Below are 22,419 nucleotides of genomic sequence, written 5' to 3'. Positions count from 1 at the left end.
GCCTCCCCCGACAGAGCGGAGACCGTCATCACCGAAACCTCGACCGGCGGGGCGCCGGTAACTACCGAACGGATCATCGACATCACCCCGATTCCCGCTCGCGTCGTCCAGCGCCATGGACGCGTCACGGGAGGCCAGAGTCAAACTCTTTGTGATCGCCTGTGCCACGAGCATTCGGTCGAAGGGATCGCGGTCATTGGGTGGCTGGCGGCGATGGCGTGGGCGTGCGTTACCGGGAGTTCACGGAAGCCCAGGTCCCTCACCCACTCGGCGAGGTCAGGAGTCCTGCAAGCTTCCCCGCTCTGCATGATGGTGATCTCCCACAGACTGACCGGGGAAAGAGGTGTCAGGCTCGTGGCGTAGCTGGTCTATGGGGAGTCCCAGTCACCTGAGAGGCGCAATTGCCCGGCAAGGGGGCCCACAGCGGTGCGGTTGGTCCATCGCACAAGCGATACCACCCTCGCCACCAGGGTGCCCGCCCGGTCGATGGGGATCTCTTCGCCGTGTTCCACCCGTTCAATGATGCGCGGCAGGTGGGTCTTGTAGTGCACGGCTTCAGCCGACATCGTTCGACCTCCCTGTTTAGCTGACAGCTAAGCCAACACTCGACCCGATTTCGTCACCGCTGCACCGGATGAGCTGGGCTGACTCATCGGTAGCGGACAACCGGCGATAGTGGCGCTGTGGTTCGCATGGTGGCATCTCCGGCTCACCAGCAACCACCCGTCTCAGCCACGTTGTCGTAGCGAGCACGTCAAGATCCGGACCAGGTCGGGTCGGCAGCCCTGGCCTGCCGTCCGACCGGCCGGATATCTGTGCTGCCTACGCGGCTCGTGTCCGCCGACGGGGGAGCAGCTTGGCGGCGGCTTCGGCTTTGGCGCGTTCGACGTCGAGTTCGGCGATGACGGAGGTGTAGACGTCGGTCATGGCGGCGGAGGAGTGGCCGAGGAGTTCCTGGATGTCCTTGAGGTCGGCGCCGGCGGCTTTCAGGTAGGTGGCGGCGCAGTGCCGCAGGTCGTGCAGTCGGATCGGCGGTAGGTCGGCGTCGCGGACGAGGGCTTCGAACCGGTCGGTGACGGTGTTGGGGTGCCAGGGTTGCCCGTCGGGTTGGACGAAGAACAGTCCGGTGTCGGGCCACGTGTGATTAGCGGCGAGTTTCCACTGGGCGCGGCGGGCGTGGTGGGCGCGCAGGACGGTACGGGTGATGCTGGCCAGGGCCATGATCCGGTTGCCGGACTCGGACTTGACCTTCTTGATGACGGGTGTGTAGCCGTGGGTGGCCATCTGTTGGGTGACGCTGATTAGGGAGTTGTCGAGGTCGACGGCGGTGTCGGTGAGTCCGACGGCCTCGCCTCGGCGCAGGCCCCGGTGCAGGATCAGCGTGAACAGCGGGTAGAGGGCGATGTCGTGTTCTTCGGCGTGGTCGAGGAACTCCCCGGCCTGCTGGGGTGTCCACACCATGACGGGGCTGGGTCGCTCGCCGGTGTCGCGCCACCGTTGGACGGCGTTGGCGGTCCAGACCCGGGCCTTGGGGCGTACGCCGGAGGGCAGTTCGATGTGGGCGGCGGGGTTGAAGTCGATGAGCCGGTTGTTGCCGCGGCGGATGGCGTCGTTGAGTGCTTTGCGCAGGGTGGCGCGGATGCGGTGCATGCTGGCCGGTCGGGTGGTGCGTAGGCCGCGGACGCTGGCGCGGATGGCGGGTTCGTCGCTCTGCCGGGCGATCTCGATGGCGGTGCTGCGGTCGGCGATGGCGGTGAACATGGCCTCGATGTGCTCCACCCGCAGTTTGACCAGGGGGATGGCGCCGAGGTGGGGGACCAGGTGGGTGCGGATGTGCGACTCGTACGCGAGCAGGGTGTTGGGTTGGACGCTGCGCAGGTTGCGGCGGGACGCCAGCCACGACTCAAGGTATTCGCCGACGGTGGTCGTGACGGTGGCGGGTAGCCCGGCGCGGACCCGGCGGGCGATGGTGTCGCGGTCCGGTAGCGGTGCGCCGGAGGGGACGGTGAGGAGCAGGTCGGCGATCTCGGCGGCGACGGCCGGGTCGTCGCTGGCGAGGGCGAGCAGGGCTTTGGCGTGGTCGCGGTCGGCGGTGGCGGCGTCGCGGGTGTCGAAGGTGCTGCGGCGCAGTTGCCGGCGTGGCTTGCCGGGGTGGGTGGGCAGTTCGAGTTGGTAGGCCCACCGGCCGTGGGTGGGGCTCCACGCCCCGCTGGGCCGGCGCAGGTGCGGGCAGCGGTTGCCGAGTTTGCGTCCGTCGCTGTCGCGGCAGGAGCAGCGTTTGAAGACGGGTCCTTCCGCCATGATCAGGTGTTCCCTTCGGTCGGGGCGTGCGGCAGCCGGGGGCTGCGGATTCGGTACGGGGTGATCGACGCGTGACTTCCGCCGGGGGTCAAGTCGTCGCCGGGCGGTCCGGTCGAGGACCCCGGGTCGTCGGCGGCGGGTAGGTGCAGGGCGTCGAGGATCGCCGCGACCGGTACGCGGTAGCGGGTGTCGAATCGCAGCACCGGGACGGGGAACCGGTCGCGTTTGGCGAGGTCGTAGGCGACGGAACGGGACAGCCGGAAGATCCTGGCGGCGGTGCTCAGGTCGGTGACCGCGCCCAGGGCGCGGATCCGCTGGGCGGTCCAGGTGTCGTGCGAGCCGTCGCCGGCTGGGCGGGTGGGAGTGGCGGGGGTGGGGTGCTGGTCAGGGGTGCTCATCGTGCGGTGGTCCTTCCGGTGATCAAGACAGGCGCAGCGACGGTGTCGCCAGTGACGGGGCGGCCGACCGATCCGGTAGTAGCCATCGGCTCGGAGGTGCCGACGGCCCGTGCTGTGGCCCGGGCGTCGGCGGATCGTTGACCAAGCCGGGTGGTCACGAGGACGGGCGAAGGCGGTAGGGGTTGGCGGGCTGGACAGGCGCCGTGGTGGCCTGGGGTGGTGCTCGCTTACGTTGATGTCGACTCCGCGCCGGGCGAGTCGTGCCTGTCACTCCTAAACCCGCGTTTGTGTGCTCTGGCGAACGCCTGCCCCACTCACAGCCGCTCACAGCGACTCACAGAGCCGCCGTTCAACCGCTGACTCTGGTCCGCGGGACCGGCACCGCGCTGGGTGCCGCCGCGCCCGCCCGAGGCGCACGGACAGCGATAACTGCCGATTGCATAGCGGGTGCCTCGCGGTCGTGAATGCCCCCGGATGTCGCGCCCGATGACACGCCGACGGCGACGTGAACGTGTCACACGGCCGTGGCCACGGCGGTCGCGCAGGCACTCATGTTCGTCCATGTCATGAGTTGTTGGCGGACATGTGGCACCGCGAGGCACGCGCCACTGCCGGCGGGCCTTCGGCGGGTCTGTCCGCGCCGCCACAGTGGCATAACGCCGGTGCGGCCGGCGCTGGCGCAGGTGCGCCCCGTGGTCGACCGGATGTCAACGGAAACCCGTGTCATGCGCGCATCCCGGCCGTCAAAGCCCTGCTCAGCGACCGCGCCGGACAAAATGTCAACGACCGGTGCCGATGACATGTGCCACCTCTCGGACATCGGATCGCGGAACGCGTTGACACGCTCCAGCCACCTGCAAGCAACGCCTACGTACGCCATGTCAATAGCCGAGTCTGGATGGATGACGACTGCAGCCGGCGTGCGTGTCCGGACACGCGACGTGGTGCCGCTGTCGGCGGCTCTGCCATTTTGTCCGTGGCCGCGCCACGCCGCGGCGGACAACATGTCAATCGAAGAGTCCCGTTGACATTGGCGGCGCGGTGGCGTCGGAGTTGGCCCCCCGCATCTCCCGGGGTGCGACGGCGCCTGACGTGGGGTGAGGCGCTGACATGATGTCCCCGGACGAGCGGGGTGCCGTCAGCGTGGTCGAGACCCCGTGTCCCTCCCGCGCGGCTCGTGCGCCCAAAGCGCCAGCAGTACGTCCCACCTGCCCGTGCCGGCCGCTGTGAGCCGCTGTGAGTGCCAGGGTGTACGGCTCCCGGATAGCCACTCGTCTCGCGCCCTCGCGCCGGGGCCGCATGCTCTCACAGCCCTGCCAGGACCCCGTAGGAACGTGGGCTGGCCGTCGGTCGGCGCGGAGCGGCGCAGCGCTGTGAGTGGCTGTGAGCGGGTGCGAGTTGGGCAGGCGTTCGCCAGAGCACACAAACGGCGGTTATATAAGCGCAAGCGCAGTGCGGCCTCCCGATCGGGTCTGCGTCGTGCTGCATGACCGGGGCAACGCCTGCTGTCGATCCGGCCGCGCCAACCGGTGGCCCTAACCGCCCAGGCGGTCGTCCGGGCGCGACACGGCGAGCAGACCCTGGTGCTTTGCCGGGCCGACACCGTCGACCTGGCCGCCGCGCGGCATGAGCGGTGATCTCCTCGCACCCTCAAACCGGCTCCTGTCAGCTCTGGCGGACACCCCCCGATCTGACAGGTCTCTGACAACGACTCCGGCTGGCCTGACAGCCCTGGTCACAGGCCCACCGGCCCGCACCAGCTCACCTAACCAGCAGGCGGCGCAGCCGACTGTCAGAGCGTCGTGGCCGTCTCGACGCCGCTGTCAGATTCCGGCGGTGACGGCAACGGCTGCCCTGTCGGCCGTCGGCGTCACCGGCCTGCTCTTGGCAGGCGCATGGCGGCTGAGCTGCTCTGACAGCCCTCGGCGGCCATCCCGCCTGGGGGGTGTCAGATCCGTGTCAGACACCAGGGTGTCCGCCAGAGCTGACAAGAGCCGGTTTGAGGATGCGAGGGCTGCCCGCGCGGCGGACACATCAGGCGGCCCCAGGCGACTCCGGGCCGCCGGGGGTGGGCAGGTCGGTAGTGGACCCGTCGATGACCGTCCGCCCCTGGGGCGACGATTCACGGCTGGAAGGGGTGTGGGGTGCCTCGTCCGCAGGCATGGCGCTGTGGTCGACGGGGCGTCAGATGCGGCGGTGCGGGGGCTGTCGGGGTTGCCGTTCGCTTCGGACCCGAACGGCAACGCTCACGGCCGTCACACCGCAGCACAGGGCCACTGTGACGGAGTTCGATCGACAGGCGACTGACACTGTCCGTGTCACCGAGAGTGGGCCATACGAGCGAGATCAAGGAGGTTGGCATGTCGAACCAGGCTTTCGTGCGGCGGCTCCGGTCCTCCGGTGGCCCGTCGCACGAGCTGCTCGTCCTGCTCGACGCCCACCGGGTCCTGACCACCAACCAGCTGGCCCGAGCCACCGGCGCGCCGGTGCGCACGGTCCGGCACCGCCTGGACCGGCTGCGCACCGCCGGCCTCATCGACGCGGTCCGCCCCGGACGCGAGTCCGGGTCCGCGCCGCGGCACTGGTGGCTACGCACCACCGGGGCGCGCCTGGTCACCGGGACGGCCGCCGCGCCGGGCCGGCAACGCCCGTCTGGGCTGCACGTCGCGCACGCCGCGGCGATCGCCGACATGTGGCTCGCCGTCCGCGACCACGGCCCCGCCGCCGGCCTGACACTGCGCAGGTGGTGGTCAGACCGCGCTGGCTGGCAGACCTGGGAAACCCGCTCGCCCGGCTGGGGCACCCGCACCCGCCGGCTGACGCCCGACGCCGCACTGCTGGTCGACGTCGAGAACACCGACGGCACCGGCACCGCCGCCGCGTTCGTCGAGATCGACCTCGCCACCATGACCCAGGCCGTGCTACGCGACAAAGTCACCCGCTACCTCGCCTACGCCGCCGACCGGGCCTGGCAGGACCAGTGGCCGCACTGCCCGCCGCTTCTGCTGCTCACCACCACCGACGCCCGCGCCGCCACGTTCCTCGCCGCCGCCCGCAAAATGCTCGCCGCCGCCCGCCGCGACCACCAGGCGGCAGGCGGGCAAGCCTGGCGGGACATCGCCGACGCCAACAGCCTCGTCGTCGCCGCGTGCGGGCTCGTGCGCGACCCCACCGCCGCCATCGACGCACCGGTATGGCTGCTACCCGACCACGCCGCGACACGCGCCTCACTGCCGCAACTCCTCGCCGGCCGCATCACCGCCCAAACCCGCGCGCGGCACCACTACGACCAAGCCGCCGCAGCCGCGCACCGCCGCGACCGCATCGACCAACTCGGCGCCATCCACGACGCCGCCGACGAGGTCGCCCGACTCCTCGACGCACCCGCCACCGAGCACCTGCTCGCCCGCTGGTACCCGGCCACCCAGCCCGACCTGCACGACCAGGACGGCGAACTCGTCGACACGTTGCTGGCCTGGTGGACCAACCGCGACGACCCCAACCTGACCCACCAGGCCCGGACCGCGCTGCTCGACCGCCACACCGCCGCCTGGACCAAGCAGGCCAAACAACTCCTCGCCGCCGCCGAACGCCACGGCGACCACCCCCGGCTACGCGCCGCCGCCACCACACTCGCCGACGGCGGCCGGCTCCTCGACACGTGGATGCTCGACGAGCTTCACCAACCGCCGCCCCGGTCCTGGGCGCAGGTGCAGGCAGCCGCACTCGAGGGCTACCAGGCCGCCCGTGACGACGAGGTCACCGCCGTACGAGCCCACCTACCGTGGCGGGCCCGCCGCCACACCACCCTCGACCAGCTCACCGCCGAGCACGACCGCGAGCACCTGCTCATCTGCGACACCTGCGCGATCACCTACCCCCGCCCCGACCCCGACGGTGAGCATCGGCGCGACGACGAGGTGTGCCCCCACTGCCACACCGGCACCCCACTGCCCTACGAGCAGCGAGACCAAGTCGCCACCCTCGACCAGCGGCTGACCGCCATCCGTGCCCGATTGCACGCCGCATCCGTGACGCCACCGCCAAGACCGCGCCGCAGGGTCGAGTAGGCGTCGCAGTGCTATGGAAGCGCGGCTCACAGGCCGCTCAGGCATCGCCTTCAGCGCCGCAAGGCTTCGCTCTCAGGAACCCGAGCGGGACGGACGACTTGACCTTCCGGTAAAGGTGAGCGTCGATCGTGTCGGCCGCCGCTCCAATGAACCGGGCAGGCGGCGGACACGACCGACGAAAGGGCCTTGCCGTGCCTCACGAACGCCTCAGCCTGCTTGCCGTCATACCCGACGATGTGACCGCTCCACTGCTGTGGCGGCTCGCTCTCGACGTCATCGCCGCACACCAACCCGACCACCACGGCAACTGCCGCAACCTGCAGTGCGCCAACCACCGCGGCATGTGCCCTGCCGCCCGCGCCGCCCGCCGCGCCATGAACCTCGCCCGACCCGCACGCCCCGCCTCCGCCCCACCCGCGCCTCGGCGTGCCCGAGGACAACACACCGTCCCCGCATGTCGACCACGGGTTTTCCGTGGCTGGTTCGCCGCCACACCAGCACCCTCGCGGCCAGCGGCAGACTTGCCGCAACGGCAGGCTCTCCAGACACCCACGCCGGTCACCTGCGCCGCGTAAGACCCCGCCAGCACTGCTAATCGCATGGCAGCAGGTCGCCACCACGCCCGGCCGACCAACCGACGAGACGGCGGTTCCAGACGCGCGTAGTGACATTTACTGCGGGCGCGGCAGGGACATCCACATCATGATTCCCGGTTGGCCGTACTCGCTGGTCACCGCCCGCCGTGGAGACCGGCCGCAGCTCGTGGACTGCGCCGCTGGACGCCCGCCGTCTCGCTCGAAGGCAGCGCCGGAGCCGCCGGCCGGGATCCTTCAGTTCATCCAGTTGGGCGCCAGGGCGATAGCCCCCGACCGCCGGCACGTTCCGTCAGCTGAGCAACCCCATGCGCGCGTGGCGGGCTGCGTACGCATCGAGGACGGGGACACACTCCGGCGTTTCGCCTCCTTGCTCAACTTCACGCTGCGGTCCGCGCACCACCCGGGCGCCGGTCCAGCATCCGGATGAGAAGATCGTCTACTACCAGGCGCTGATCAGTCTGGCGCACCGCACATTGTCTGTGACTCGGGCTGGGTCTAGAAGAGGGTGACGGCGTCGACGTGTCGTCCACACCTCGGCCGCCAGTCGCGGCAGCGGCGGCCTCGGCATGGAGCCATGTAACTCTGTAGGGCTTGGAAGGCAGTGGGCCGCCATGTCCATGGCGCGTGGCGGACCAAGGCCGGGTTCTCTGCCGAGGCCTGCCGAAGAACAAGCAAGCGGTGACAGACGAAGATCGAAGCGCTCGGCTACTGTACGGGCTCGGTCGTCGTAACGGTGTGGCGCGTGATGTACGTCCATGCGTTGTCCACGAGGCGGACGCAGGCGATGCCGTGAGCCTTGGCGAATTCGAGGGCGCCGCTCTGGAAGCCGGTGGCGGCCACCACGACACCCTTCTGAGCGCCGGTTGACTGGAGTTTGGTGAGTAGTACCTGGACGTCGGAGCGTTTGACGGGGTCCTTGTGGCGCTTGCACTCGAACAGGATGAAGAAGTCCATGCCCGCCAGCTGGAACCGGGCCGTGACGTCCATGATGTATGTCCCGTCCAGCCCTTCGACCGGATCGAGGTGTCTGACCTCCCAGCCGACCAGGTCCAGGTTCATCGACTTGGCGATCGCGGCGACCGCTTCCTCGTACGCCTTCGGCGTGATGTCGAACGACGGCCAGTGATCCTCTTCGGCCGCGGTGGCGGTTCCAGTTAGGGAATCGTCGCTCATGATGGTGCTCCCTCGGTGAGGATTAGTCGGTGGAGGCCGGCAGCAGGTCGGCGAAGTCGGTGCTGTCCTCGCCGTCACGTGCGGCGCGGGCGGCCTGCCGCAGCGACTTGAGCTTGCTGGTGTTGCCGTTGAGGCACGGCAGCAGGACGTCGTCGGCGGCGTCGAGGATCACCGCCGGATCGGTGAGGGACCGGGCGGCGAGCCGCAGGTAGTCCGTCCGGTCCAGCACGGCACCGGCACGCTGGGCTAGCGGCACCAACTCGGGCGGGATGCCGAATTCGAGCTGGACGGACAGGACCCGGGCGAGGTCGTCGAGTTGGGCGTCGGGATGCAGGCACCGGGCGATATCGATGACGGTGCCGACGACGCTCTGCGTGCGGTCCGCGGAGGCCCGGGCGGCGCCGGCGGCGTCCTTGGACGGAAGGTGCACCATGAGCTGCTGCTCAATGCGGCCGATCGGGACGCCGGCCATCCACCACATGCAGGCCACCGCTCGCTTCGCCCGCTCGGCGGCCGTCTTGCGCTCCCGGCCGGGCAAGGCCGCGAGCACCGGGCCAGCAAGACCGTGGCGCTGCAACTCGCCGATATAGGTCGCCTGCTCCCTCTGCCAGCCTTTTCCGTTGACCGGGGGACGAGCGCTGGTCACCTCATCGGTCAGCTGCGCCGCAGCGATGATCGTGACGCGGTTCAGCGCGGCCGGATGCACGGCCCGCAGCGCACGGGCGACCCGCACGGCCGACGACACCCGCAGACCGCTCTGCGAGACGTAGGTCCCGAGCTCAGTCAGCTCGATCCCAGACAGGTCGGAGGACAGCAAACCGGCATCCACAAGGTCGCGTAGGACGGCGGAGACGGTGGCGGCGGGGAACGGGTCCGGCGCGCCCGCGAGCCGCTGCTGGTGCGCGGCGAAGCTGTTGGACAGGTACGCGATGACGTCAGCCTCGTTCAGCCCGGTCGTTCCCTCCCGCCGTGAGGCGACTGCTACCACGCGCAACAGCAACGTCGCGGTGTCCTGCTCCGGATTCAGGAGCTGAGACCGCAGATCCTCGGGCTTGCCCAGCACGTAGTCGTGCCACCGGCGGTCGCCGTCGATGCCGCCGCCGGCGATCAAGACGGCGCGTCCCCCGTCGGTCAGTCCCAGCCGGCCGGCGCGCCCGGCGATGTTCTTGTACTCCGCGACCGAATACGGGGCTGTCTGGGTCGGCCCGGTCGGGTGGTCCAGCTCCACCATGATCACGGTCTCGGCGGGCAGGTTGACGCCCTGGGCAAGCGTCGTGGTGCACACGAGCACCCGGATGCCGCTGTCCGGGGCACGGAACTGGTCCTCGATGGCGATCTTCTCGTCCCGTGCCAGGTCGGAGATGTGGAAGGCGACCCCGCCAGCAAGGCACTGGCGCAGGTCCGCCAGCACGGCACTGGGGTCGGCGCCGGCCAGGCTCTCCAGCGCCGCCTTCGCCTCGGGCAGGCCCAGGCTCTGCGCGAGATACCGAGCGCAGCCGCGGGTCAATCCCCGCGTGCTGCGGAAGATGATGACCTGCTGGCCCTCGCCCACCAGTTTGCGGACCAGCGGAATGATCAGGTCCTGGTTGCGCTGCGTCCATCCGGTCGGCCTGATGAGCTGCTCGGATGCCTCCTCGCGGTCGGCGTCGAGGTGCCGGTAGATCCCATCGGGTCCGAGTACCCCTTCGAGCAGCGGGATCGGCCGCTCGGTCCGGGCGATGACGTTCGCGTCGAGCCAGCTGTCGAGACCGCCGAGATCGCCGAGCACTGCGGACAGCGCGACGACCTGCGGCGCGACGCCTTCGGGCCGGCGCGCCTTGAGCACGGTGAGGAGGAACTCGAGATAGGCGCCACGACCTGGGTCGACGATCGTCTGGACCTCGTCGATGACCACGACGGAGACCAGCTTTAGCAGGTGCGGGTTGCCCAGCGCCAGGCCTGCGAACTTCTCGTAGGTCAGCACGGCCAGGTCGAACTGCCCCTGCAGCAGCGCCGGCACGTCGTCGGCGGTTTCCCCAGTGGCCCGGATGGTCTGCAACCCGGCCGGCCCGTACGTGCGCGAGAACCGCGCGTACTGCTCGTTGACCAGGGCGCGGGTCGGCAGCAGAAACACCGACCTGCCGCCCAGCCGGGCAGCGCGGACAGCGGCGAGTTCCCCGATCATGGTCTTGCCGGACGACGTGGGAGCCGTCACCAGGACGTTCGCCCCAGCGAGCAGCCGACCCTGATTGATCGTAGCGACCTGAAGGTCATTGAGCTCGTCGATGCGTTCCGCCCAGGCGTCCAGCACCACCTGCGGGATGCCGTGACCGCGCAGGCTCGCGAGGTCTCGGATGACCGGAGCCAGCACGGACGACGGGGACTGCGCCGAGTAGAGCGGGCCGGTATCGGTGAAGACCGGCCACCGCAGCTCCCCGTCCATCTGATCGGGCGCACTCACGATCAAGGCTGTGACCAGCAAGAACGCCGGTCACAGCCTTGATCGTTCTTAGCATGCGCCGCGAATTTCCACACATTGGGAGCGTGGTGCTCGGATGGTGCTCGATCGTCGGTGTTTCGTGTGGGTGAGGGTTCGTGCTCGCCTGTCCTTGCCAGTGCGTTTCTCTATCGCCCTGTCTGGATCTTAGAAGGTACCCTTCGGTCGGCCCTTGATTCTTGTCCATTGTGGCCTGTTGGTAGATCTCCTTCGGCAGCGTCGGGGTGGCGCGGCGGCGGTCGGTCGCCGCGGACCCGCAGGTGTGTACGGCGACACGCCGTCCCTGCGACGGCTGGTCCGGAACTGGGGTGAAAGCGACGCGGGCGGGTTGCAGCAGTACCCCGGACCACGCTCTACGCGCGTCGATGACGTACGCCTGGGTGCTGTTTCTCTGGCCGCGCCGGCCACCGCTGGTGGCCAGCGCGATCCGCCTGGCATGGTGCTGGGCTGTGGAGCTTCCACCTGACCGGATCCCCGCTGAGCTGTCCGAACGCAGGCTGCTGGCCCGGCTGGTACTCGGCGTACAGTTCGCCCCGCCGACCTCCTCTGGTATCTGCCGGGCATCGTCCCGCTTGTCGTGGTGCGCGTACTCCTGCGCCGGTCGGCACCCGCGGTCAGCAGCTGACCTCGATCGTGACCATGCGGTTCTTCTGGTCGTACTTCGCGTCCGGAGGGGCGCTCACGCTCGGGTACGGACCCCAGCCCATCCCATTCGCGGTGATCCTTCTAGTGGCACCCAGCGTGGCTAACTCCTGCTTCACCCGGTCGGCGCGGCGTTGCGACAGGTCGCCGGAACCGTAGTGGGCCACATATCCCCTGACCACGGCTTGGGCGGTGGGGTTTTCCCTGAGGAATGCGACGAACCTGGCGAGGATCTTGTGGGCGGCCTCCGGATCGCGGAACCTTGCCTGATCGGGGACGAAGCCGACCGCGCCGTCGTCCGGGAATACCGCAAGCGTGTCACAGCGGGGCTGGATGTCGCCGACCACGAACTTCACCACGCTCACGGTCGGGCTGGTCACGGCGGAATCCGCCGTGTTGGCATTCGAGTCGATCACCGGATCGGTCGCACCGGCGGCGAGGACGATCTCGCGCCACAGGTTCATCAGGGTCGACCGGTTGCGGTCGTCGAGCGGCTCCTGCGGCATCGCCGTGTAGCCGAGCCCGGTCATGATGACCTTTCGGCCGCTGAGGTTGGGCAGCAGACGCTGCTGCTTGAGCAGCTTGGCGACGGCCGCCGGACGCCGCGACAGCAGGTCGTTCCTGCGGAAGTCGAGCGGGGCGGTGGTCTGCACGCCGGAGTCGACGAGCACCACCGTGCCGCCCGGACCGGCCGCGTCCGACGCCACACTCAGCGCCTTCAGCACGTTCGCCTCGGGTGCGCCGGCCTTCGCGTTCGCGATCATCGCGCTGGCCCTGTCCAGGAAGGCCTTCTGGTCGATGGCGAAGTTGGACTTGGTCCGCGCCTGGGTGCCGAACACCGCGGCGTCGACGATGCTGGGACGCCCGTCCACCCGGATCGCGGTGATCTTGCCGCAGCCGTTCATCGTGTCGACGATCAGCTTGCGCACGTCGGTGGGCAGGGCCGGGGCGGGGCTGTTGGCTCGGGCGCCGACCGCGATGGCGAGGCCCGCAGCAGCGGGTTGCGGACAGTTGAACGTGAACTTGTCGTCAATCAGCGGGATGCAGCCGGTGATCGCGCCAACCAGCGGCACACACAGCGCCAGGGCGGCGATCCGGGCAGACCGGTGAGTCATCATGCCCTGTGCTGACGGACGGTCCGTCAGCACAGGACATGGTGGCCACGAGCGACACGTTTTACTCTGCCGCGCTGCGACGCGCCGACCAGGCCCGGGGAACGCACGACGGCGAGCAAGGCATCCCAGCCCTGGCCGAGGTGCGGCGCCGCCAGGCGGAACTGGCCGGCACCGGGGAAACAGTCACCGTCGGGTATCAGCTCGTCCTGCTCGCCGAACTGCACGAGAAGCTCGACCACCTGCACGCCCAGTTCCTGCAGATGGGCCGCGCCGCGGCGATCGAGCTCGACCGCTGTGACGAGCGGATCGAACGGGCTCGCGAGGACGTCGTACGGTGGGAGCAGCGCGTCGAGGCGGCAAGGCTTCCGCTGACTCCCGAGGAGCTGTTACCCCGTAACCGGGAGGAGCAGCGCTGGTCGGACGCGATGTTGCGGCACCGCCGGGAGGTGGCCCGCTCCCGGCGGATCATGCGGGCGCAGGAAGAGCTTGAGCACGCCCGTGACCAGGTCGACCGTCGGCGGGCCGAACGCGTCGCCGCGGTGCGGCAGCACCAGGCGGCGGCCTCCGGTCCAGGCACCCGGGCCCGAGGCTTGGTAGAGCTGTACCAGCGGCGTCTCGCCGAATACCTGGCCGCGCTGGCACGCGCCCACCCGCACGGGCGGACGCTCTCCCCGCTGCTCACCCTCCCCCCGGTCGCACTCCCCACCTGGGTTCTCGAGACATCGTCCCCTTCCGCCGACACCGGGAGCTCATTGTGAAGATGCCGAAAGAATGGAAGCGCCGTACCGAGTTGCGTCGGACCGCCAAGCGGCTCAGGCAACTGAGCCTGCATCGTGTCCCGGCGATGGACGGCGAAGATCGACTCAGTGCCCGGGTCAGGCGGCACCTCGCGGCCGTCGCACCGTTCGGCATCGACGACGGTGTGATGAAGGCGATCGACGAGGTCATCGAGTCGCACGTGATCGAGATGAAGGCCACGATCCTGCGCCACCACACGGTCGAGGAGGTCGAGCAGGGCGACCTGCAGGCCCGGATCGACGGCCTCATCACCCAGTTCGACCACGAGTCGGAGGGCCGGAGCGGCAAGATCAAAGAGCTTGAGTACGTGAAGCAGCGGGCGGTCCGCGCCGTCGAGCAGCGGGACACCCCGGAACCGGCCGGACCCGACGGCGAGGAGGACCCGGGACCGAGCTACCAGAGCGGCAACGTCGGCGAGTTGGCCGGCCGCGGGTGGATCGGCCAGTCGATCCTCTACATCGTGCTGCTCTTCGCCATGGTGGCGGACCTCATCACCTTCAACCAGGTCGTCGAGCGGATCCTCAACGACGCGAGGGTGTGGCCGCTGGTGGCCGCGCTGGCCGTGACCACGACCTATGTCGCGCACTGGGCCGGTGAGGGATTCAAGCGCGTCAGGGAGCAGCGACGGAACGTCCGGCGCGCGGTGTCCGGCTGGTCGCTCCTCGGCCTGTGGCTCTCGATGGGTCTGGGCGCCTTCGCCCTCCGGCTTCTCGCACCCGAGCTGCCCAGCAACGACGCTCAGGCGTCGTTCATCAGTGGTGCCGCACCGCCCACCGACGCCAGCTCGGGCCTGGGTGCGATGGTGCTGCTCCTGCTCTATCTGCTCACCGGGGCCATCGCGTTCACCGCGGGGTATCGCCGGCCACGCGAGGAGGTCGGACAGGTCAGGCGCAGCGATCGGCGCCTGCGCCGGGCCCGGCCGCGGCACGGGGCGCTGCTGCGCGACGTCGCCGAGGCGAGGACGCTCCGCCAGCAGCTCGACCACCTGCGGGACAGCCGCAAACGGCAGTACGTCGTCGAGGTCGACCGGTGCGAGTCGGCGGCCCGGCGAGTCCGAGCCGAGGCGGCGATGCTCGTCCGCCGGTTCCAGGCGCCGCCGGAGTCGGGCTGGCGCCGGCTGGTCCGCCCGCGCCGAATGCCGACCGAGCCCACCGAGCCGGGCCCGGACACCGAGTCGGACCCGGACCCGGACGTAGACACCGAGTCGGGCCCGGAGCCGAAGCCGGGCCAGAAGCCGAAGCCAGACCAGACGGACTGACGAGCCGCTACTGGCGGCGCCAGCTCGTCGACTCGAGGGAGTAGCCGAGCGCCGCCAGCCCCCGGTCGAGAGCACGCTTGGTCTCGGGACGGTTCGGGACACCCGCCCACCACAGCCGGCCTTCCCGGTCGGCCTCGATCTGGACGGGCGGGTGTTCCGGCTCGTACTCGATGAAGTCCGTGTAGCGGTCGCGCGCCAAAGGCGTACGCAGGTGCATCCGCTGGTTCGCCGAGCCGCGCCAGATGAGCCCGGTGGGGGCGGTGGCGACGTACCGCCCGGTGATCAGGACGTCGGCGAGCTCGGCCGTCTCCCGCTGCGCGGAATCCAGCTCGTCCAGCTCGAAGCCGGTGTAGAGGAGCACGTCGAAGGCGGCACCCAGTTCCTGTACGCCTCGAAGCAGCGACCCGACCGCGGCGGCCTGCCGCAGTGGCTCGCCGCCGCTGACGGTCAGCCCGTCGGCGCCGGCCAGGACCGCCCGACGGACATCCCCGAGCAGGTCCGCGACATCGACCGCGACCCCGCCCGCGGGGTCCCAGGTGTCCTTCGCGATGCACCCGGGGCACGCCAGCGGGCAGCCCTGCACCCAGAGCACCAGGCGGTGGCCGTAGCCCAGCGACGTCACCGGGAAGTGGGCGCGGGCCAACCGCAGTCGCTCACTCACCGGCCGGCTCCGGCTCTCGCCGATGCCGCATGACGGCCTCGGTGAACGTCGGATCCGCCACCGCCTCGGTCAACCCCTGGTAGTACGCCTCCTCGGCCGCACAGTAGGCGTTCCTGATCGCCGCTTCCTGCTCCGGCGCGACCATTGGGTCCGGATCGTCCGGCCCGTCGTCCGTGGTGGTCATCGCCCGGTAGTCCGGGTTGATGCGGATACCCATCCGTTGGGTCACCCCGAGCGTGCGGTTGCGCACCTGCCGGCTGCGGGCGAACGCCTGCTGGAACGGATGCGGCTGGGCGAGCCCCAACAGGTACGCCATCACGCACGCCAGGAACAGCACCACGTCGAAGACGACGATCAGCGTCGCTGGGGTGAGCCCGAGCGCGGCCGTCCGGGACGGGTCGGTGGCCCCGCCGAACGAGGCGCCGCCGGTGACGCCGCGGTCGAACAGTCTCGCGGCGAGCAGTCCGAAGCCGAGGATGATCGCCATGGTCGGCAGCAGCAGGACGAAGGTCAGCGGAGCCAGCAGCCGGTCGGACCCGGTCGCGTGCCGGTTGCGGAACAGTTGCCCGGACATCAGGGGCGCGATGACAGTCAGGGCTGCGATCGCGCCGGTGAGCAGCAGACCCGTGGTCCGTCCCACATCGGTCAACGGCAGGTAGCCCACGGCGACGTAGTGCTCGATCTCGAAGACCACCGCGACGAGGAAGAGCAGGACGAGGATCCGCCAGATCAGACGCATCGGCGGCGCGTCGCCCTCCCACACCTCACTGTTCAGCGGTGGCAGTTGCAGCCGATCGGTGTCGATGTTCCGCCGGCGCAGGTGGGCGCGCAGCGAGTCGTCCTCGTCGTGCTGATCACGGGTGGCGATCCGGGCCATCCGGTCGCGGGCCGCTCGCATCGCCCGGTCCGCCTCCCGCACGGTGTGGTGCAGGTCGACCAACCGGTCGGCGGTCTTCTGCTGCCGATCACGGAGCTCGTGGAGGGCGGAGTCACGCAGCCGGCGCAGCGTCTCGACGTATTTGGGCTCGCCCACCGCCTGCGGCGGGTCGCCCTCGTGCCCGAACGACCACCCGTCGTACAGCGCTTGCCGGCCGTCGCTGAGGCCCTTCTCCCGGGCTTGTGCGACGAGTTGTGCGGCGTCGACCCGTGGGTTGACGGCGGGCCTGGGCAACGGATCGAGCAGACCCGCGTCCGGGTCGCGGAGAACGGTGAGGGCCTGACCGAAACGCCGGCCCCACAGCTGCACGTAGCTCACTGGTCCGTCACTCCCTCTATAGCGGGATTGGTGGGTCACCAGAGTTCTGGCGGACCGGAGCGCGGAGGTGTGAGCGGCGAATGAGCCAGCCCGATCGACCGGCCGTGCTGGACGAGACCCTGCTGGACGCGGGGCGGACCAGGCTGTTCCCGCCGGCGCGGGGCGGCGACGCGCTGGACGAGACGCTGCTGGACATCGGTCGGAGCCGGCCGGACGGCTGGCCCGCCGACGGGCTGCCGGCGGGGCTGACCGCCCGTTACGAGCTGCTCCGCCGGTTGAAGCGGCCGGGACTGTTCGTGGTACGGGTCCGCGCGGACGGCACCGAGGCTGTCGTCAAGCGTCACCAGCCGGCCCGCCGGCCCGATCCCGCGCTGGCCGCCTACCTCGCCGGCCGGCACCCTCGGGTGGTCCGGCATCTCGAGTTCGAGGCCGAGTACAGCGTGATGGACTTCGTCCCGGGCCAGACGCTGCGGGAGCGGCAGCGGGCGGATTCCCGCGGTTTCGGGTTGGCCCAGCTCACCTCCGTGGTGCAGCAGGTCGCGGCGGCACTGATCGGCCTGCATCGTTGCGGGTACGTGCACCGCGACGTCAAGCCGGCCAACGTCATGCTCGACGGGACGGAGGCGACCCTCGTCGACTTCGGCGTCGCCGGGCCACTCGGCGCGGCCGGGTGGCCCGAGCCGATCAGCAGCTTCTATCAGCCGCCGGAGTGGAGCAACCTGAGACAGGTCGGCGCGGCGACCGACTGGTGGGGCCTGGGAATGACGGTCCTCGAGCTGGCCGCCGGTGAGCACCCGTTCGAGGGGCTGAGCGACGAGGACGTGCGGCGTCACTTCGGGCAGACCCGCCCGGTGGACGTCTCCGGTGTGCCGGACGACCGGCTGCGTGCGCTGTGCCAGGGGCTTCTGGTCACCGATCCGGCGGACCGCTGGAGCGGCACCGAGGTCGGGTTGTGGCTGGCCGGCCGGGCGCCGGCGCCTCCCCGCACCACGCCCTCGGCCACGTCGACGGCGGATGCGGCGGAACAGCCGTACCGGTTCCGCGGCAGCTCTTACCAGCGGCGCGACGAGCTGGCGACGGCGATGACAACCGCCTGGAACCATTCCGTGCGGACGATCGTCGAGCGGGACGGCGGGCTCGACGGGTTGTCGGCCTGGCTCGACCAGTTCAGCGACGACGACGCGGCCGAGGCCCGCCGGGTGGTGGCCGCCGTCGGAGAGGCCACGGAGTCCGGGCACCTGCGGCTGCTCCGGATCCTGCGCGCGCTCGACCCGGCCCGGCCGGCGGTCTACCGCAACCACGTCATCTCGCGTCTCGGCCTGCTCGCCATCGCCCGGCGAGCAATGGAGAACGAGGGCGACAACCCCGAGGTGCTCAGCGACCTGTGGAACGGCCGGCTGCTGCGGGAGTTCGACACGTCGGTCCCGGCGGACGCCGAGCGGGGCGGTCAGGCCCTCACCGACCTGGACCGGGCCTGGCGCCGCGCCTATCGGGAGTGGCCCGAACTGGTGCGGCAGGTGACCGACCCGGAGGCGCAGCGGCATCTGCGGGACACCGTCACCGACCGGGATCGGGTGGCGGTGTGCCTGCGCGTGGCACTGCGCCAGCCGGACGACCTGCGCGCCGTGCTGGAGCAGATGCGGCGGACCGACGCGGAGCTCGCCTGGGAGGTGCCGTGGTTCACCGACCTGGCCCACGATCCCGCGACGGTCTGGGCGGCGCTGCTGTTGGCCGGCTTCGCCACCGCACGGGCCCGGACCATCGCCGATCGGGTCCAGGTTCGTGAGCTGGGCGAGGAGTCCACCCGCGCGATCGCCGCCTTCCGGGAATGGTCGCGCCGGCAGAACCGGCCGGTCGCCCTTGGCTGGGCGGTGACCGGCGTCTGCCTGATCGCCGTGGCCTGGGTCGCGGCGATCACGGGCGCCGACGCCGCCGGCCGGGCCGACGACCGGGTGATCGGCCTGGCCTGGGTGGCCGCGTCCTGCTGCCTTTCGGTCTCGCTGCTCGCCGAGGGTCTTCTCGCCGTCCAGATCGGCGGCCGGTTCCACAACCGGTATTCGATCCCCGGCGCGGGTGCGATCGCGCTGCGCCCGCTCGGCCGGTGGATGCAGCGATCCTGGGCCTCGGCCGCGCTGGCGCTGCTGGGGGCGCTGGCCGCGGTCGCTCTGGTGGCGAGCCTGTTCCCGCAGTACCTGGTGATCGCCACGACGGTCGGTCAACTCGCGTGGGTGTCGCGCCGCTGGACGGCGTGGGGCCGCCAGGTGACCGCCGAGGAGGAGCAGATCGCCGCAGCCGAGCGACGCCGACCGTCAGACAACGACGACGGCCCGGACCGGGCCGCAGAAGGAGCGGATTCATGAGTGGTGGAGAGATCGCGGTGCTGCCGGTGGGCCTCGTCGTCGCCCCGGTGGCCCTGGCCGCTGCCGGGGCCGGAGCGGCCGCGATGCTGGCGATCCGGGCGGCGCAGGCGGGCACCGAGGCCACCGGCCGCGCACTGGAGCGGTTCGGCGACGAGATGCAGCGCAGGGCGGACGCGCAGGACGACGTGGAGATCCGGGCCCAACTCTGGGACCTGGCCGCGGGTTCCGTGGCCCGGACCAATGAGGACCTTCGCCTGCTGTCCGCCCGCGCCGCGAGGGCGGGCGTCCGGCTGGCCCTGCCCCGGCCGGTGGACCTGACCGGATGCCATCTGGCCGGCGCCCCGGGCCTGGTTGCACGGGCTCAGGAGGCGCTGTCCGCAGCGCGGGTCGCGGTCGAGCGGGCCGAAGCGGCGCGGGAGCGGCAGCAGTTGTTGTCCCGGATGGCCGCCGGCGCTGCGGGAGAGCCGAGCGCCGCCGAACTGCTCTCTCGCTATCAGGCGGTACTCGCGTCGCGGAGGCGGCACGAGAGTGCGACACCGCCAGCGCCGAGGAAGATCGACGAGAGCCGGTTGCAGGCCGACATCGACGCCATCCTGAGCCGCCTGCACGCCGACGCCACGTCGGACGACCGGATCCAGGCGCTGGAGGCGGCGGCGAAGGCGGAGCGGAAAAAGCACTCTCCGATGGGGCGTACCTTCGTGGAGTCCCTCGCCCGGACCGTGGACGTGGATCTCAACCCGCGCATCGTCCGCCGTCGCGAGGCGGCGAATCTGCTGACCGCGCTGGAGCAGCCGCTCGTCGCCGAGGTGATCAACGATCTCGGTACGCCGCGGCCACCCTGCTTCGACGCGATCGAACGGCTGCGGGTCGTGGTGCTCGGCGAGGCGGATCTCACCTCGACCGACCGCCGGGACGCGCAGAGCGCGTTGAACCGGGTGCAGGTGGAGCTGGACCGCCGGCGGCTGCTGGAGGGGGTGGCCGAGGCGTTCGGCAAGCTGGGCTACTCGGTCACCACCGGCATGCAGGTGCGGCGTCATGCCGCGCTGTTGGTGACCCGGCCGGACTGGCGGGGCGGTCACGTCGCGGACGTGTGGCTCGACGAGGCCGGCCGGGTGCACTCGCAACTGGTCCAGGTCGCCGCCGGCGCGGGCGGGGAAGCCGTCCGCTGCGCCGAGCTCAACGACGGCCTACGGCGCGTCGGCGAGGAGCTGGACCGGCGCGGGATCGCCGCCCGGGTGCACGTGCCCGACGAGCCGGTTCGCGCGCTGGTGGACATCGATCCGCGGTCGGCTGCCACGCCCCCACCGACCGAGGTGACCGAACCCGTCCTGCGACAGATCGACCCCACTCAGGAGAATTGATGAGCATACCGTCGGAGTTCCTGCCCGGCTTCCCGTCGTTCGCCCAGGAACTGGCCGGGACCCTCGCCGTGCACTCCCAGTACGTCCTGTATGGCAACGTACGCGATCTCTATCTGGTGCCGGAGACCCGACGCCGCACCCCGGACGGTGTCCGTCCGGTTCCCCTGCTCGAGGTGCTCTGGCAGGCGTTGCGGCCGTCCGGTTACCGCTGTCTGATCGTCTCCGACCAGGTCGATGGCGTCACCGTCTACCCGCCCGATGACCGGAACGCGCGTGCGGTCGCCGAGCAGATCCTCGGCCGGCGCATGCTCGGGCGGAAACAGACCCTTGAGCGGTTGCGCACCTGCATGGCGCGGGTGGCCGGGGCGAGCGATCCGCCGCCGATCGACGCCGATGCCATCCCCGCCGCCCAGCAGCCCGAGGACACCCCGGCCGCGGATCCGTCCGGCACCCGGGCCGCCCTGGTCATCGACTACGCGGCCCGGATTCCGCGCAGCCAGGCCGGGCTGGAGGGAGTCGAGCGCGACTTCTTCCTGTTCGCCCAGAAGCTGGCGGCCACCGCCGAGACCCACCTCGGCGGCCCGCCCGACCGGCCGACTGACCTGTACAACCCGATCATCTGGTTGTCCGAGGGTGAGCGGGACCTGCCGGCCTGGTTGACCGTCGGGATGGAACGGGTACGCACCATCGCCGTGTCCAACTGCGGCCTGGCCGACCGGATCAAGGCCGCCCGGTACTTCGCGCCGATCATTACCGGCAGCCCTCATCCGCCCGCCGTGACCGACCCGGGGGTGGTCCGGTTCGCGCAGCGCACGGACGACATGACGCTGCACTCGATGCGGGAGATCGCCCGGCTGGGCGCTGACCGGAAGATCCCGTTCGCCCGCATCGACGAGGCGATCCAGATCTACCGGATCGGCGTGGACGAGAACCCGTGGCGGCAGGAGACTGTCCGGGAGCAGATCATCCGAGGCGAGCGGGAGGTCCCGGGCCAGATCTTCGGTCAGGAGGCGGCCGTGGTGAAGGCGTTCGACATCCTCAAGCGCGCCGCCCTGGGCCTGTCCGGCGCGCAGGCGACCAGCTCGGCGAAGCGGCCCCGCGGGGTGCTGTTCCTGGCCGGGCCGACCGGTGTCGGCAAGACCGAGCTGGCCAAGCAGTTGGCCACGATGCTGTTCGGCGACCCGGAGGCGTATCTGCGGTTCGACATGTCGGAGTTTGCGACGAGCCACTCGGCCGACCGGCTGACCGGCGCACCGCCCGGCTACATCGGGTACGAGGCGGGCGGCGAGCTGACGGGGGCGATCCGCCGCAAGCCCTTCTCGGTGGTCCTGTTCGACGAGTTCGACAAGGCGGACCGGCAGATCTTCGACAAGTTCCTGCAGATCCTGGACGACGGCCGGCTTACCGACGGACAGGGCGTCACCACGTACTTCACCGAGTGCATGCTGATCTTCACCTCCAACCTGGGCATCTTCCGGGACGATCCGCAGACCGGCGAGAAGATCCAGCTCGTCCACCCGGGGATCGGGTACGAGGAGCTGGAGCGGACCATCAAGGCGGCGATCAAGGACACCTTCACCCGCAAGCTGGGCCGTCCCGAGTTGCTCAACCGCTTTGGCGACAACATCGTGGTGTTCGACTTCATCAACGAACCGACCGCCCTCAGCATCCTCAACCGGCAGTTGCAGAACGTTCAGGACCGGCTGGCCCGGGAGCACGACGTGGAGCTGGACCTGGCCCCCGCCGCCCGGCAGCGCCTGGAGGGGTGGTGCACCGCTGCCGAGACGCTGACCAACGGCGGCCGCGGGATCGGCAACGAGGTGGAGAGCAAACTGATCAATCCGCTCGCCCGCTACCTGTTCGACGCGGGCGTACGGTCGGGGAAGGTGCGGATCGACGACATCGTCGCCAACGACGGCGTGGTGACGTTGTATGCGAGGCACGACTGATGGAGG

General features: G+C 70.4%; 14 protein-coding genes and 1 pseudogene. 6 read left to right on the top strand and 9 right to left on the bottom strand.

Annotation, left to right across the window (positions count from 1 at the left end; genetic code table 11):
- Window positions 1-102: 102 nt before the first annotated feature.
- The 4 genes and pseudogenes from GA0074696_RS32380 to GA0074696_RS31570 all read right to left on the bottom strand — a co-directional run.
- A pseudogene (locus GA0074696_RS32380) lies at window positions 103-372 on the bottom strand (PIN domain nuclease); the annotation flags it as partial.
- A complete protein-coding gene (locus GA0074696_RS01225; protein ID WP_088959390.1) occupies window positions 369-566 on the bottom strand; it encodes a type II toxin-antitoxin system Phd/YefM family antitoxin in 198 nt (65 codons plus the stop codon). The pseudogene GA0074696_RS32380 and the gene GA0074696_RS01225, both read right to left, overlap by 4 nt.
- Before the next feature lie 256 nt (window positions 567-822).
- On the bottom strand, window positions 823-2,301 hold the full coding sequence (locus GA0074696_RS01220) for a tyrosine-type recombinase/integrase (protein WP_088959389.1): 1,479 nt from the start codon (window positions 2,299-2,301) through the stop codon (window positions 823-825).
- Window positions 2,302-2,303: 2 nt separating this feature from the next.
- Window positions 2,304-2,699: a DNA-binding protein gene (locus tag GA0074696_RS31570; RefSeq protein ID WP_231925219.1), complete on the bottom strand. Its 396-nt coding sequence runs from the start codon at window positions 2,697-2,699 to the stop codon at window positions 2,304-2,306.
- 2,360 nt (window positions 2,700-5,059) lie between these two features.
- Between GA0074696_RS31570 and GA0074696_RS01210 the strand changes: the two genes are divergently transcribed.
- Entirely contained in the window at window positions 5,060-6,769 is a 1,710-nt protein-coding gene (locus GA0074696_RS01210) for a replication-relaxation family protein (protein ID WP_088959388.1), read from the top strand.
- A 1,301-nt stretch (window positions 6,770-8,070) separates the two neighbouring features.
- On the opposite strand, the gene GA0074696_RS01200 is transcribed toward GA0074696_RS01210, so the two are convergent.
- From GA0074696_RS01200 to GA0074696_RS31565, 3 genes are all read right to left on the bottom strand, one after another.
- Window positions 8,071-8,538 carry a restriction endonuclease gene (locus GA0074696_RS01200; protein WP_088959387.1) on the bottom strand — a complete coding sequence of 156 codons (468 nt, stop codon included), beginning with the start codon at window positions 8,536-8,538 and terminating at the stop codon, window positions 8,071-8,073.
- 22 nt (window positions 8,539-8,560) lie between these two features.
- On the bottom strand, window positions 8,561-10,978 hold the full coding sequence (locus GA0074696_RS01195) for a DEAD/DEAH box helicase (RefSeq protein ID WP_157745750.1): 2,418 nt from the start codon (window positions 10,976-10,978) through the stop codon (window positions 8,561-8,563).
- 650 nt (window positions 10,979-11,628) lie between these two features.
- Window positions 11,629-12,804, bottom strand: a complete 1,176-nt coding sequence (locus tag GA0074696_RS31565) for an OmpA family protein (RefSeq protein ID WP_231925218.1) — start codon at window positions 12,802-12,804, stop codon at window positions 11,629-11,631.
- A gap of 5 nt (window positions 12,805-12,809) precedes the next feature.
- Between GA0074696_RS31565 and GA0074696_RS01185 the strand changes: the two genes are divergently transcribed.
- Together GA0074696_RS01185 and GA0074696_RS01180 are read left to right on the top strand one after the other, a co-directional pair.
- Window positions 12,810-13,529, top strand: a complete 720-nt coding sequence (locus tag GA0074696_RS01185) for a hypothetical protein (protein ID WP_088959385.1) — start codon at window positions 12,810-12,812, stop codon at window positions 13,527-13,529.
- A gap of 86 nt (window positions 13,530-13,615) precedes the next feature.
- Window positions 13,616-14,827: a hypothetical protein gene (locus GA0074696_RS01180; RefSeq protein ID WP_088959384.1), complete on the top strand. Its 1,212-nt coding sequence runs from the start codon at window positions 13,616-13,618 to the stop codon at window positions 14,825-14,827.
- A gap of 7 nt (window positions 14,828-14,834) precedes the next feature.
- On the opposite strand, the gene GA0074696_RS01175 is transcribed toward GA0074696_RS01180, so the two are convergent.
- Window positions 14,835-15,488, bottom strand: a complete 654-nt coding sequence (locus GA0074696_RS01175) for a 4Fe-4S single cluster domain-containing protein (RefSeq protein WP_088959383.1) — start codon at window positions 15,486-15,488, stop codon at window positions 14,835-14,837.
- Window positions 15,481-16,743, bottom strand: coding sequence for a hypothetical protein (locus GA0074696_RS01170; protein WP_088959382.1), 1,263 nt, complete (start codon window positions 16,741-16,743; stop codon window positions 15,481-15,483). The genes GA0074696_RS01175 and GA0074696_RS01170 overlap by 8 nt, the downstream gene beginning before the upstream one ends.
- Window positions 16,744-16,823: 80 nt before the next feature.
- Between GA0074696_RS01170 and GA0074696_RS01165 the strand changes: the two genes are divergently transcribed.
- From GA0074696_RS01165 to GA0074696_RS01155, 3 genes are read left to right on the top strand one after another with little or no spacing between them, the layout of a single operon-like run.
- Window positions 16,824-19,103, top strand: coding sequence for a protein kinase domain-containing protein (locus tag GA0074696_RS01165; RefSeq protein WP_088959381.1), 2,280 nt, complete (start codon window positions 16,824-16,826; stop codon window positions 19,101-19,103).
- Window positions 19,100-20,464 (top strand): hypothetical protein, encoded by a 1,365-nt coding sequence (locus GA0074696_RS01160; protein WP_088959380.1) that lies wholly within the window; start codon window positions 19,100-19,102, stop codon window positions 20,462-20,464. Before GA0074696_RS01165 ends, GA0074696_RS01160 begins: the two co-directional genes overlap by 4 nt.
- On the top strand, window positions 20,464-22,413 hold the full coding sequence (locus GA0074696_RS01155; RefSeq protein WP_088959379.1) for an AAA family ATPase: 1,950 nt from the start codon (window positions 20,464-20,466) through the stop codon (window positions 22,411-22,413). The genes GA0074696_RS01160 and GA0074696_RS01155 overlap by 1 nt, the downstream gene beginning before the upstream one ends.
- Window positions 22,414-22,419: the final 6 nt, after the last annotated feature.

Source organism: Micromonospora purpureochromogenes, from assembly GCF_900091515.1.
GTDB lineage: Bacteria > Actinomycetota > Actinomycetes > Mycobacteriales > Micromonosporaceae > Micromonospora > Micromonospora purpureochromogenes.
Note: the sequence above shows the minus strand (reverse complement) of the source record. Positions and strands in the feature narration are given on the sequence as shown.